Here is a 12,692-nt window from a genome sequence, read left to right on the forward strand (position 1 = left end):
ACCCAGCGCACAAGCCATCGAAAGTAGCAGGAACCTCAATGGCACAAAAGTCGCACGTGGTCTAATGTCGCAGGCCCGAAAAGACCCGAACCTGCGCCATCACACGTCGATAAACGAGCCTTATCCAGTGTTGCGCAAACCCGCCGCAATACCCGCAACGCTCACCAGCAAAGCCTGTTCCAGAGGGCTGTCTGCGGTACTTTCGCGCATTCTCGAGCGTGCCAAAAGCTCGGCCTGAAGCAAATGCAGGGGATCGAGATAGGTATTGCGCACACTGATCGAGGCCAGGGTCACCGGCGAGTGACCCAGCAGCCGGGACTGGCCAGTCAGCTCCAAAACAGCCGCGCACGCCTGCGACAATAGGTCGCGCAAATGATCGCCCAGCGGTCGCAAATCCGCACTCACCAACCGCTCATCGTAGAGTTTTGCGATGTCGGCGTCCGCTTTACTGAGGACCATTTCGAGCATGTCGATGCGCGTCCGGAAGAACGGCCAGTGCTCACGCATGTGCCGGAGCAAATCGCCTTCGCCGCGCTCAATCGCCTTGCCCAGTGCATGATCCCAGCCCAGCCAGGCCGGTAACATCAGTCGCGTCTGGGTCCAGGCAAATATCCACGGAATCGCCCGCAAACTCTCAATGCCGCCCGCCCGACGCTTGGCCGGGCGACTGCCGAGCGGCAAACGTCCCAATTCCTGCTCAGGCGTGGCCTGACGGAAATACTCGACAAATTGCGGATGGCTGCGCACCACGCCCCGGTATCCCTCAACGCCATCTGCCGACAAGCGGTCCATCATTTCCCGCCATTGCTGCTCGGGAGCAGGCGGAGGCAGCAAGGTGGCTTCAAGCACCGCCGACAGATAAAGGTTGAGGTTCTGCTCGGCAATTCTCGGCAGGCCAAACTTGAAGCGAATCATCTCGCCTTGCTCAGTGGTACGAAAACGCCCATTCACCGAACCCGGCGGCTGCGAAAGGATCGCCGCATGAGCAGGACCGCCGCCCCGCCCAACCGTGCCACCACGGCCATGGAACAACAACAATTCAACCTGATGCGCTGCACACACCTGCACCAGACTTTCCTGCGCTCGGTACTGCGCCCAGGCGGCTGCGGTTGTGCCCGCATCCTTGGAGGAGTCGGAATAGCCGATCATCACTTCCTGCGGCCCGCTGAGCCGCGCGCGGTAACTTTCCAGATCGAGCAATTGATCGATCACAGCGCCGGCGTTGTTCAGATCTGCCAGTGTTTCAAACAGCGGCACCACCCGGATCGGCCGCTGCAATCCCGCTTCTTTAAGCAGCAGTTGCACCGCCAGTACATCCGAGCCTGCACCCGCCATCGAAATAACATAAGAACCCAATGAGGCCTCGGGCGCGGCGGCGACTTCTCGGCAGGTTGCCAGCACCTCGGCGGTATCGGCTTCTGGTTTGAAATGCGCGGGCAACAGTGGCCGACGACTGTCCAGCTCGGTTTGCAGGAACTTCAGCCGCGCCGGCTCATCCCAGTCGGCGTAACGACCCAGCCCCAGATATTCGGTGATTTCAGTCAGTGCGGCGGTGTGCCGGCTGGAATCCTGGCGGACATCGAGGCGCACCAGGAACAAGCCAAAGGTGGCCACCCGACGCAGACAATCGAGCAGCGGCCCGTCGGCGATCACGCCCATGCCGCACTCATGCAGTGAGCGGTAGCAGAGCGCCAGCGGCGCCATCAGTTGCTCGTTGTCCTGCAGCACAGCAAGCGGCGCAGGCACTTCGCGGGTGAGTGAAGCGTGCGCCCAGTTACGTGTTTCACGCAGGCGGTCACGCAGCAGTTTCAGCTGCGCGCGATACGGCTCAGCCGTTTTGCCGACGACAGAACACAACTCATCGCTGGCCTGCTGCATGGAAAGCTCGGACGCCAGTTCATCGACATCACGCAGGTAAAGATCTGTCGCCATCCAGCGCGCCAGCAGCAAGACTTCACGGGTCACGGGGGCGGTTACATTGGGGTTGCCGTCGCGGTCACCGCCCATCCATGAGGCAAACCGGATTGGCGCCGCCTCGATAGGTAAGCGTTTTCCGGTGGCGGCCAGCAGTTGCTGATCGGTTTTTCGCAAGAACTGCGGCACTGCCTGCCACAGCGAGTGTTCGATAACCGCAAAGCCCCACTTGGCCTCATCAATCGGCGTTGGTCGCACCCGACGAATCTCTTCGGTGTGCCAGGCCTCAGAAATCAACCGCTGCAAACGCTGCTGCACTTGCTCGCGCTCCTCGGGCAGCAGGTCATCGTGATCCTGGGCAGCCAACTGCGCGGCGATTGCATCGTATTTTTGGATAAGCGTGCGGCGTGCCACCTCGGTCGGATGCGCCGTCAGCACCAGCTCAATATCGAGCGAGGCGATCTGTTCAGCCAGTGCGGCGCTTTGATGCCCGCTGGCCAGCAGGCGCTGGAGGAGTTCCGGCAGCACGCAATCGGCCAGTTGTTCTGGCTCATCGGCGCTGCGCCGGCGGATACAGTGATATTGCTCGGCAATGTTGGCCAGATTGAGGAACTGGTTGAAGGCGCGGGCAACTGGCAGCAACTCGTCGTCGTTCAGGCTGTCGAGGGTCTCACTGAGCTGCTGAGCGCCTTTGGCAGAGCCTTGACGGGCGGCCTTGGCACCTTTGCGAATGCGCTCGATCTTCTCCAGAAATGCATCGCCACGCTGGTCGCGAATGGTATCGCCAAGCAACTCTCCGAGTTGATGAACATCTTCGCGCAGTCGTACGTCGATCTCAGCCATGCCAGAACCTCCTGCAAATCCATGTATGCCAAGAGTGCACAGCGCGGCGCGTTCTTACAAGAGTGCGACAGCTGTCGGCATATCCGCTGCGTTAGAACTAATCTTGCAGATGACGACTCCAAAAGAACGTTAACACCCGCGTAATCACACACGCCTACCACGAATAGGCTAAGGATTGAGCTGAATGAAAATTCGCGAACCAATACACCATTGGGAACATAACGCCAAAGGCAGTGATGTCGTTGCTACTGCCGAGATTGGCGATCCGCTCCATGACAAAGACGGGCAAGCGTTAGGAAAAACTGAATATCTCCTGAAAGCTGCATGACACGCAGCCTACCGATCACCCAACAGCCGTGATCCTGAAAGGCAGCCACACCGTTTAAGAACAAACCCAGCCAAGCAGGAGATTTCATATGACCACTTTCAGAGACATGTTGAACAACTGGGAATCCAAGTCGCAGGAAGCCAGTGAGCGGGTTGAATTCACCCTCACTATGCACAAGCATGACCTGGTCAAAATCAAAGCCTTCGCCAAAGCTTATGGACTGGACGAAGCCACCATCACCGAAGACCTGATCCGCTCGGCCATTAAAGAAGCGGAACAGGCTATGCCCTACGTAAAAGGCCAAGAGGTCATCAGGATCGAAGAAGGCGAAGAGATTTATGCCGATGCCGGCAAAACCCCATTATTCGTGGAAGCCGAGCAGGCGATTTCTCACGAGATGCATATGAAAAGTCAGTGACTAATCAATTGCACTCGACTTGGCCGATACGAGGCATATTTCGATAGGCTGAGATCGGCCAATAGCGGTCATCTAGTGACTATGGCACCATGGAAGATTCACACTTCGCCACGCCATTTAACCTTGGATTAAGGGGCGAGCGTCAGCGAGTCCAGTCCACGCTTATTGGGGCGCTTTGGAATTGCCTTGCTATACGCTTAGTCTGGTTTTGTTTGAATAATGGTCATATTTTTAGCATTAGCTATTAATACCGTGACTTCTTTCTCTGAGAAGCCCTCAAGGTGAAAAACTTCATTATCTTTAGTATTAAGGATTACTTTACGAGATGCTTTGTTTTTTAACCACTGAACGACCACTGCCGCAATGGATGGCGCCAAAGACAAACCTGAAAGAGCTTTAATTATCTCTAGCGTCTCACCGGTAGCAAGAACGGTACCCGGAGGAAAATGGTTTACCTTGCTGCAAGGAATATCGTATTTGTCCAAAAGCGCAGTAAAATCATCAGCTCCATTTTTAAATAATCTAACTTCTAGTGCTTCGTCCATTCCTTAACTCCATCCGTCGTGATCCATAAAGCTGCGCTCTACGGAAATTTGTCCGGCAGCATCGCTTTGTTAGGCCTTCGCGATCTCTCGCTCGAAGTCATCTCTGAAATTGTACATCAACCGATCTAACTCCCAACCGTTGAGGCCGGCTGCTCCCGCTACGTCAAGAAAAAAATCTTCATGCTCTTGATATTTTATGAAATTCAGACCTAATGTCTCAGAAATCGCCTTGATCCGCACATCAATGGCTATGCTATCTCTGAAATCTTCATGATAAACATCCATCATGATGTTTCTTGCATATTTAGGCCCTATGCCTGGAAGTTGCTGAAGAAATTTCATTTTCCCATCGCGACCTTCTGCTGAAAGAAGTTTTTGTTTTGCTTGTTTCAACCCACCCAGATCCTTTAGAGCTTTAAAGCAACTAAGAATAAAACCAGCTTTTCTATCTGGCATTCTGATCTTAGCAACTCGGCAAACTGATTTAACAACTTCCTCCCTTTCCTCATCACTCAAGCCAGAGAGTGCATCAAAAGTAACTTGATTATAATTATCTTTATTACCGATAAGCCCTTCCCAGCCAGACGACCTTCCCATTGTTGAGAAGCTTTGGAGTAAGAAATGCCACAAAAAATCATCTCGTTCAATTTCGGAGTATTTTTTCTTCAATGAATCGAGATACTCTGCATTCTGCTCGTATATATTTCTTGCGATAGTCGCCAGCTTGGCAACTTCTACTTTGTATGGCATGTGCTTCCTCATAGGACTAACGATAATGTTAAGGGGCATGCTTTAGCCCGCCCCTGTGAATGAAATGAGCGTTTTGAGCGCATTGCTATACGAGTCCACACGATATCTTGTTGTCTGTGTGTGTCGAGTTGAATCGACCCAGTTTTCCTAGACACAAAATGCCCCCTCAAGGCTGATTGCTGCCATACACTTCAGGCTAAAGTCTGCCGTATGCAGTCAGCAGATTATCTCTAGAAAACTCGGGACGAATTACTGCAGTCCGGAATTGATAGCCAATATCCATCAACATAAAACAATCGATAATTCGAACTTCGACCAACGCCTAAGGAAGTCGGCCCGACGCCACGTTTTCTGGCGCTGTCACGCAAACTCCTGCACACGCAGGCAGAACCACTCGACAACGCCGAGCACCAGCATTTACAGCCTTCAGCCACCCCCTCCATGCGGCGTGTGTGGCTGAACGGCGGCGTTTAAGGCATTACCTTGGTTGGGGTTTCCTGGCCAATGCAATGCACGGCTTGTTTGCGTGAGTCGACCAGCACGCCAGAGAGGCCCTTCTGCTCGGTATCAAACAACACCAGCACGCCATCGATGCACTGAGCCACCTGACTGGCGGGCTTGAGCGAGATTTTGTAGTCCTCGCCCGGCACTGTCTTGAGCATGGTGAATTCGGAAAGCAGCAGTGCGTCCTGCTCTTTGGCGAAGTGCACATAGCCGTAGTAAGAAAGAATTGCGATGGTCGCGCAGACGCTACCAATGGCAGTGAGAATCAGCGGGATTGGGTCACGTTCACTCATTGTGGGCTCTCAGGGTCAGGAACTTCAGCCAAACGGCGCAGGCCGGTGAATCCGCGCGGATCGCTCATAAACAGCAGCATCACCTGGCGCCATGTCGGGTCGGCAAATGTTTGCACATGATTGCCACGGGTTGGCTGGAACACCCGTGGCGGCGGCGCAGCTTGATACAAACTGACGCCGTTGGAAAGAGGCACAACCGGATCATCAATGCTGTGGAAGATCAGTAACGGCACGCCAGTTAGCTGCGGCATGGCCTTGATGGCGCTGTCGCCATCGGGCACAAACCAACTTAGCGGCACCTGTAACGGCCATGTTAGCCATGCATTACCCAGTGCGAATTGAGCGACATCACGATAACTGGCCGGTACGCCATCGAGCACCAGCGCCTTGAGTTTTTTACGCTGCTGCGGTTGCTCGGTCAGATAATGCACGGCCATCGCGCCACCCAAGCTCTGTCCGAGCAGAAACAGCGGCTTGCCAGCGACTTCCGGGGCTTGATCGAGCCATGCAAATGCCGCTTCTATATCTTCGTACACCGCCGGTAAGGACGGCGTACCGGCGGAGGTGCCAAAGCCGCGATAATCCAGCATCAGCACTTGGTAACCCTGTTCCGGCAGCCAGAATGGCCCGCCCAGATGCGCCGCCATATTGCCGCCATTGCCGTGAAGGTAGAGCACCGTACCTTGCACATCGGTTCCCGCCTTGGCCGGCAGCCACCATGCGCTCAAGCGCGTACCGTCGGCGGCCACAAGGCTGACATCACGGTATTCAAGCTTGGCAGCAGCCGGTGTGTAAGCCAGATGCTTATCGGGATAGAACAGCAACTCGCTGCAGCCTTGCAGCAGCAACAGCGCCAGCAGCCAGACGAGGCGCATTATTTGCCACCTGTGCGCACTTCCTCGCGGGCCTTGTAGGTGGCCTCGTAAACGCGCTCGGCCAGCCGGGAAAATGGCAGGCTTTGAATCCATACGGTGCCAGTGCCCTTGAGCGTAGCCAGCCAGATGCCCTCGCCGCCGAACAGCATGCTTTTCAGGCCACCCGCCAGTTTGATGTTGTAATCAATGCCCTCACTGAACGCCACCAGGCAACCGGTATCGAGACGCAGCGTCTGATTGTTCAACTCTTTGCGGATGACAGCGCCGCCCGCATGCACAAACACCAGACCGTCGCCTTCGAGTTTTTGCAGGATGAAGCCCTCACCGCCAAAGAATCCGGCGCCAAGGCGCTTGCTGAAACTGATGCCAATCGAGGTGCCGCGAGCTGCACACAGAAACGCATCCTTCTGGCAATGCAACGTGCCGCCAACATCCGCCAACGAAATCGGCACCACCGTGCCTGGATAAGGGGCTGCAAACGCCACCCGCGCCTGCGTCTTACCGTCATTGGAGAAGTGCGTCATGAACAGCGACTCGCCGGTGACCATGCGCTTTCCGGCGCTCCACAACTTGCCCAGCACACCCGTCGCGGAACCATCCCCCATGCGAGTCTCGAAACGTACATCTTCGGTCATGTAGTTCATCATCCCGGCCTCGGCAATCACCGTTTCACCCGGATCCAGAATGATCTCAACGCACTGCGCCGAGCTGCCGATGATTTCGTATTCGAGTTGATGGCTGTCCATAGAGCGTCCTTGTGTTCAGGCACCGGATTGACTGGGTCACAGACCGTGCGGGTCAGGCAATACTATCGAACATAACCAATAATGGAAATGAAGTGTGACATCGAGCCTAACAATACAAACAGGTGCCAAATACCATGACTGTGCCGCAGACTTATAACTTCATCCAACACATAAAAAATAATACCGACTGTATAAAACAATCCACCCGCCACTAACCAATAAAAACCCGCTGCGTGCAACGCCTGCTTCAAGGCGGTTAATTCCAGCGCGCAAGTCCAGCCCATTATCAAATAAATACTTATTTGCAGAATCTCGACCCGGTTCTTTTTGAATACATCGATACAGATCCCGACCACCGCCATCGACCAGACAAAGATCAGCAGCTCCAGCCCATGGCTGTGCTCCAGCGAAACCAGCATGAACGGCGTGTAGGTCCCAGCGATCAGCAGATAGATCGCCACGTGATCGAGCTTGCGAAATATTCGCTTGAGCGTCGGCAGGTAGAAGCTGTGATACAGCGTGGAACACACATACAGAACAACCAAAGCAAAACCAAAAACTGCATAACTAATGGTTAGCTTTAAATCTTTCAGCATAACGCCAACTGCAATCAGCGCACCCAGCCCCACCAACGCAAAAACAGCACCGACCAAATGGGTAATGCTGTTAAATTTCTCACCGCTATACATTTATAATATCCATATTAAAATTCCAGGCTTCCAAAGCAAGGGTAAATATTGAAGCCAGTGCTGCCCCAAAGTTCACACTTTAAATGGTTACGATTGATATAAATCACCCGCCAAGGATGCAACGCGCGCAGGCCCGCCGGGGTACTTGTTAAAAGGCGCTGTTTACGATGAGTAAATGAGCATTTTCAACAGGCACTCCGGCGCAGTGGCAGCCAGCGCAGCAGCCCGCCATCCGCCATCCGCCATCCGCCTCAGAGGATATTGGCGTAATCGGCCTCGATTCTTTCCAGACTCAGGTGATTGAGGAAGTTTGAGAAGCACATCCACGCCGACAGCGAGTTCAAGTCGCTGAACTGCGGCGGCAGATACTTGGGCGGCACCACCAGTCCTTCATCGACCAACTGGCGCAACGTGCGCATATCTTCGAGGGTGGTCTTGCCGCAGAACAGCAACGGAATCTGCTCCAGCTTGCCTTTGCGCACAGCGAGCTGGATGTAGTTGTAAATCATGATGAAGCCTTTCAGGTACGAAAGGTCCTTGGTGAACGGTAGACCAGTCGGCGTAGAGCCACGGAATGCCCGGTTGGCATTGCTGTAGCTCTCTTCCATGCTGAATCCCTGCTCACGGTAGAAGTCGAATACCTGCAGGAAATCAGCGCCCTCCTCGGCCATGTGAATGGCGCGAGTGCGGTTGGTCAGTTTGCGCAAACGGGTCGGATACGAGGCGAAGGTGATGACTTCCATCAGAATCGCCAGACCTTCCTGCGTAACTGTTGATGAAGGTGGACCTTTGGCCAGAAAGGTACAGATCGGCTGATTCTGCCCATTCAGGGTCGTTGCCACATGCACCAGCCCTTCGTGCACTTCAAGCGCACGCACATCGCGCTCGTTGAACATGGCATCGGTGCGGATCTTGATGTAGTCGGCGCCTGCGGCTGCGTCGGCGAGAATGCCGTCGGACTCGAACACGCGAATCGTGTCTTCATGCTCGCCGAACACCTTGTTCAGGCGATGCTGGAGCAGATCGACCGCTGTTTTAGCGTCCAGATCTTTCGCCTCGTCCTTGAGGTCACCGCGCTTATCGATGTTATTCAGAAAGCCCGAGAACATTACGCCGAGATCAGCCAGGGTCGGATCACCCGCATGAAAGGCATCCGAGGCCGCGCCGTAGAGTTCCTGCGAGATAAGACCGAAGTCTTCGGTGCCGCGCGCTTCGAGCATGCGAATAACCATGCGGTATTCACGGCACATGCGGCGCATGATCTGGCCAACCGGGTTGAACTGCCCCAGTTGGCGGGTGACATCGCGTTCGATGTTTTGTAATTCGAGTTTCTTCGCGGCGGTATCAAAGGCCAGCGGGCGATTGACGTAATAATCACGATCAACCTGCGGCAGCGCCTTGCCTTTGTGTTTGAGGAACTCGTTGCGTACGTTCTCGTCCCACTTCACCGCATCCAGCACGCGGATCGGGGTTTGCGCCTCTACAATCCGGTCGGACAGTGCGCGGACGACTAATTGGTAATCGTCCAAACCTACATGACTGTTCATTGCTCTCTCACGACCTCACACCCACACAATCACTCGCTGGTACGCTGATAACGGCCGACCTCGACAAACACATCAGAGTTGGCCGGGTCGTTCAGGTAAGCGAATACTTTTTCCATTGGCGAGGTGATCAACAACCCTTCGCCGATTGGCATGTCGACCCGTTCACCTTGCCACAGGCCATCGTCAAGCTCTTGCAGCATGCGCTCGACATCCAGAGCATACAATACCAGCTCGTTATCATTGGTCAGCTCGAAGCCACCAATCGCAAAGTTTGCTCCCAGACGCTTCGGCAAACCGGTGGACAGATACCAGCGCTTACCGTGATGGGCCACGGTAAAACCAAATTCCTGCATGCTCTCCAGGTTGTCCGGGCTGTTCTCGTAGGTTCGCGCCTTGTAAGTATTGGAGCCGGCGCGGCTGATTTCGAGATACTGCATCTCACCCCATTCATCCTTGCGCGCCCAGTCGCCCAGCAATGGAATCGGGGCAGCCTCGTTGGCCGGAATCGGATCTTTGAACGTTACCAGGCAGCCACTCAACAATATGAATGATAACGCGACCATCACACGCCAGGCCTTCATTCAGCTCTCCTTCTGAAAACAAGTTGGCAAAGCAATACGCACGGTGCAGCTGATTACCCTGACATTGGACAGTTGCACTGGATAGCAACCGCCACTGTCAAAGCATGCAGTTACAAAATAGCCGATAAACGGTCGCGAAGAGCGGTTACCCGCACAAAAACCAGCAAAAAAATCCACGGGCGTGGATTGAACGGTTCAAGCCAGCTTCAACACCAGGTACATGTGGCGTTTGAGAATGGCCAGCATTGCTGACTTGTCTAGGACTTCGACGCCGTCGATCAGGCCCTGATATTCCATTTGCAGAATGACCGACATCAGCAACCTTGAGTCTTCAAAGGGCTGATCCGAGCCTAAAGCCTCAAAGAATTTACTCACGCCAAACAGCACCATTTTGCGGTGCGCACGCCATAGCTCATGCAAACCGGGATTGAACAACGCGGCGTGATAGAACGCCTGCCCGGCAATGAGCTGATCGCGCCGCGTGGTCAGTTGCATCACCACGTAATCGAGGGCGATCTGCGCCAGCTCGTCAGCCAGCACCTGACGCTCGTTCGGGCATTCACCACGGGCTTTCAAGCTGGCAAAAAGCCGGGTTTCAGTCTGTGACCAATAGGCTTCAAGGTTGGCCGAGCTTTGCTCGACAAACTGGGTGAAGGTGTCGTTGATCAGGTCGTCGATATCATCGAAATAATAGGTGGTGGCCGATAGCGGCACCTGCGCTTCGGCGGCGACTGCCCGATGGCGCACCGCACGCACGCCTTCACGGACAATAAGGCGCATGGTCGCATCGAGAATCGCCTGGCGGCGCAATTCACTGCCAGCCCGGCTGGCCTTGCGACCCTGGTACTGCAGCGTATCGGCAACCGTTTTGGCTTTGGGCGTGTTGAGTGTAGGGATCACAGCAGATCTCCTTAAAGTGAAGCATCAGTACATATTTTTGTTTTTATCGGGTGAGCCAACTGTAACCGCTAAAAACAAAAAACCGCCAGCGCTGGCGGTTTTTTGTTTTTAGCTTTAATTGCTAATTCGAATAAGCGAGTCAGGCAGAAGACTGCCTGAGGCTGCTTAGCTTTCCGGGCGCATGTGCGGGAACAGAATCACGTCACGGATCGACGGCGCGTCAGTCAACAGCATCACCAGACGGTCGATACCAATGCCCTCGCCCGCAGTTGGCGGCATGCCATATTCGAGCGCACGGACGAAATCGGCATCGTAATGCATGGCTTCGTCGTCGCCGGCATCCTTATCCGCGACCTGCGCCATGAAGCGCTCAGCCTGATCTTCTGCATCGTTAAGCTCGGAATAGGCGTTGGCGATTTCGCGACCACCAATGAACAGCTCGAAGCGGTCAGTGACGCTTGGGTCCTGATCGTTGCGGCGCGCCAGCGGCGACACTTCGAACGGGTACTGAGTGATGAAGTGCGGCTGCTCCAGCTTGTGCTCGACCAGTTCTTCGAAAATCATCACCTGCAATTTGCCCAGGCCTTCAAAACCGAGCACCTTGGCACCGGCCTTCTTGGCGATTTCACGGGCCACGTCGATGTCCTGCAACTGCTCGGCAGTGACGTCGGTGTACTTGAGGATCGAGTCGAATACCGACATCCGCGCAAACGGCTCGCCAAAGTGGAAAACCTTGCCCTGATACGGCACATCGGTGGTGCCCAGCACCAACTGCGCCAACTCACGGAACAGCTCTTCGGTGAGGTCCATGTTGTCTTCGTAGTCGGCGTAAGCCTGATAGAACTCAAGCATGGTGAATTCTGGGTTGTGACGCGTCGAAACACCTTCGTTACGGAAGTTGCGGTTGATCTCGAACACGCGCTCGAAGCCGCCAACAACCAGGCGCTTGAGATAAAGCTCAGGCGCAATACGCAGGTACATCGGCATGTCCAGCGCGTTATGGAAGGTCTCGAACGGGGTCGCCGCCGCGCCGCCCGGGATGGTTTGCAGCATTGGCGTTTCAACTTCAAGGAAGTCACGCTCGGCGAGGAACTTGCGAATGTGCGCAATCACCTGCGAACGCACGCGGAAATCCTGACGCACTTCTTCGTTAACGATCAGGTCAACGTAACGCTGACGATAGCGCTGTTCGGTGTCGGTCAGGCCGTGGTGCTTGTCTGGCAGCGGGCGCAGCGACTTGGTCAGCAGGCGCACGTTGCTCATTTCAACGTACAGATCACCTTTGCCGGAGCGTGCCAGCGTGCCTTCAGCGGCAATGATGTCGCCCAGATCCCAGGTTTTAACCGCTGCCAGGGTTTCTTCCGGCAGAGTTTTACGGTTGACGTAAACCTGAATGCGGCCAGTCATGTCCTGCAGCACCATGAAGGCACCACGGTTAAGCATGATGCGACCGGCAACCTTGACCGGAATAGCGGCTTCGGCCAGCTCTTCCTTGGTCTTATCGACGTACTGTTTCTGCAAGTCCGCGCAGTAGCTGTCACGGCGGAAATCGTTCGGGAAGGCATTACCCTGCTGACGCGCGGCGGCAAGTTTTTCCTTGCGCTGGGCAATCAGCTTGTTCTCTTCCTGTTGCAGTTCATTCGTGTCGATGTGTTGGTCGCTCATGGTTTTCGTCTATTCCTGTATTCGTAGGTTCTTGCTGAGCGCAGCGATGCTCAACATCCGGCCAGCCGGCCGGTCTCCTACGCAAATGCAGCGC

13 protein-coding genes are annotated in these 12,692 nt (G+C 54.8%); 2 read left to right on the forward strand and 11 right to left on the reverse strand.

Annotation, left to right across the window (positions count from 1 at the left end; genetic code table 11):
• Positions 1-120 precede the first annotated feature (120 nt).
• Positions 121-2,757 (reverse strand): phosphoenolpyruvate carboxylase, encoded by a 2,637-nt coding sequence (gene ppc / locus BM395_RS03660; RefSeq protein WP_090508926.1) that lies wholly within the window; start codon positions 2,755-2,757, stop codon positions 121-123.
• 184 nt (positions 2,758-2,941) lie between these two features.
• Between ppc and BM395_RS23275 the strand changes: the two genes are divergently transcribed.
• Both BM395_RS23275 and BM395_RS03665 read left to right on the forward strand, forming a co-directional pair.
• Positions 2,942-3,085 carry a hypothetical protein gene (locus BM395_RS23275; protein ID WP_170860540.1) on the forward strand — a complete coding sequence of 48 codons (144 nt, stop codon included), beginning with the start codon at positions 2,942-2,944 and terminating at the stop codon, positions 3,083-3,085.
• A gap of 88 nt (positions 3,086-3,173) precedes the next feature.
• Entirely contained in the window at positions 3,174-3,503 is a 330-nt protein-coding gene (locus BM395_RS03665; RefSeq protein WP_090508927.1) for a hypothetical protein, read from the forward strand.
• Positions 3,504-3,700: 197 nt separating this feature from the next.
• On the opposite strand, the gene BM395_RS03670 is transcribed toward BM395_RS03665, so the two are convergent.
• From BM395_RS03670 to lysS, 10 genes are all read right to left on the reverse strand, one after another.
• On the reverse strand, positions 3,701-4,048 hold the full coding sequence (locus BM395_RS03670; protein ID WP_090508928.1) for a hypothetical protein: 348 nt from the start codon (positions 4,046-4,048) through the stop codon (positions 3,701-3,703).
• A 69-nt stretch (positions 4,049-4,117) separates the two neighbouring features.
• On the reverse strand, positions 4,118-4,798 hold the full coding sequence (locus BM395_RS03675) for a hypothetical protein (RefSeq protein WP_090508929.1): 681 nt from the start codon (positions 4,796-4,798) through the stop codon (positions 4,118-4,120).
• 470 nt (positions 4,799-5,268) lie between these two features.
• Positions 5,269-5,595 carry a PA3694 family proteiin gene (locus tag BM395_RS03680; RefSeq protein WP_069899521.1) on the reverse strand — a complete coding sequence of 109 codons (327 nt, stop codon included), beginning with the start codon at positions 5,593-5,595 and terminating at the stop codon, positions 5,269-5,271.
• Complete coding sequence (locus BM395_RS03685; protein WP_090508930.1) at positions 5,592-6,470, reverse strand: alpha/beta hydrolase; 879 nt, start codon at positions 6,468-6,470, stop codon at positions 5,592-5,594. Before BM395_RS03685 ends, BM395_RS03680 begins: the two co-directional genes overlap by 4 nt.
• Complete coding sequence (locus BM395_RS03690) at positions 6,470-7,216, reverse strand: TIGR00266 family protein (protein ID WP_090508931.1); 747 nt, start codon at positions 7,214-7,216, stop codon at positions 6,470-6,472. The genes BM395_RS03685 and BM395_RS03690 overlap by 1 nt, the downstream gene beginning before the upstream one ends.
• Before the next feature lie 62 nt (positions 7,217-7,278).
• Positions 7,279-7,905, reverse strand: coding sequence for a PAQR family membrane homeostasis protein TrhA (gene trhA / locus BM395_RS03695; RefSeq protein ID WP_090508932.1), 627 nt, complete (start codon positions 7,903-7,905; stop codon positions 7,279-7,281).
• Positions 7,906-8,156: 251 nt separating this feature from the next.
• Positions 8,157-9,452: a flavohemoglobin expression-modulating QEGLA motif protein gene (locus BM395_RS03700; protein WP_170860541.1), complete on the reverse strand. Its 1,296-nt coding sequence runs from the start codon at positions 9,450-9,452 to the stop codon at positions 8,157-8,159.
• 29 nt (positions 9,453-9,481) lie between these two features.
• Positions 9,482-10,033 (reverse strand): hypothetical protein, encoded by a 552-nt coding sequence (locus tag BM395_RS03705; protein WP_090508933.1) that lies wholly within the window; start codon positions 10,031-10,033, stop codon positions 9,482-9,484.
• Positions 10,034-10,228: 195 nt separating this feature from the next.
• Positions 10,229-10,933, reverse strand: a complete 705-nt coding sequence (locus BM395_RS03710) for a TetR/AcrR family transcriptional regulator (RefSeq protein WP_244528918.1) — start codon at positions 10,931-10,933, stop codon at positions 10,229-10,231.
• 165 nt (positions 10,934-11,098) lie between these two features.
• Complete coding sequence (gene lysS, locus BM395_RS03715) at positions 11,099-12,598, reverse strand: lysine--tRNA ligase (RefSeq protein WP_090508934.1); 1,500 nt, start codon at positions 12,596-12,598, stop codon at positions 11,099-11,101.
• Positions 12,599-12,692 lie beyond the last annotated feature (94 nt).

This window comes from Pseudomonas marincola, assembly GCF_900116605.1.
In the GTDB taxonomy this organism is placed as follows: domain Bacteria; phylum Pseudomonadota; class Gammaproteobacteria; order Pseudomonadales; family Pseudomonadaceae; genus Aquipseudomonas; species Aquipseudomonas marincola.

Excerpts from the sequence above, each read along its gene's own strand:
- BM395_RS03665 (WP_090508927.1), top strand. The coding sequence starts at position 3,174 with ATGACCACTTTCAGAGACATGTTGAACAACTGGGAATCCAAGTCGCAG.
- lysS (WP_090508934.1), bottom strand. The coding sequence starts at position 12,598 with ATGAGCGACCAACACATCGACACGAATGAACTGCAACAGGAAGAGAAC.
- BM395_RS23275 (WP_170860540.1), top strand. The coding sequence starts at position 2,942 with ATGAAAATTCGCGAACCAATACACCATTGGGAACATAACGCCAAAGGC.
- BM395_RS03670 (WP_090508928.1), bottom strand. The coding sequence starts at position 4,048 with ATGGACGAAGCACTAGAAGTTAGATTATTTAAAAATGGAGCTGATGAT.
- trhA (WP_090508932.1), bottom strand. The coding sequence starts at position 7,905 with ATGTATAGCGGTGAGAAATTTAACAGCATTACCCATTTGGTCGGTGCT.
- BM395_RS03675 (WP_090508929.1), bottom strand. The coding sequence starts at position 4,798 with ATGCCATACAAAGTAGAAGTTGCCAAGCTGGCGACTATCGCAAGAAAT.
- ppc (WP_090508926.1), bottom strand. The coding sequence starts at position 2,757 with ATGGCTGAGATCGACGTACGACTGCGCGAAGATGTTCATCAACTCGGA.
- BM395_RS03685 (WP_090508930.1), bottom strand. The coding sequence starts at position 6,470 with ATGCGCCTCGTCTGGCTGCTGGCGCTGTTGCTGCTGCAAGGCTGCAGC.
- BM395_RS03705 (WP_090508933.1), bottom strand. The coding sequence starts at position 10,033 with ATGAAGGCCTGGCGTGTGATGGTCGCGTTATCATTCATATTGTTGAGT.
- BM395_RS03690 (WP_090508931.1), bottom strand. The coding sequence starts at position 7,216 with ATGGACAGCCATCAACTCGAATACGAAATCATCGGCAGCTCGGCGCAG.
- BM395_RS03680 (WP_069899521.1), bottom strand. The coding sequence starts at position 5,595 with ATGAGTGAACGTGACCCAATCCCGCTGATTCTCACTGCCATTGGTAGC.
- BM395_RS03700 (WP_170860541.1), bottom strand. The coding sequence starts at position 9,452 with ATGAACAGTCATGTAGGTTTGGACGATTACCAATTAGTCGTCCGCGCA.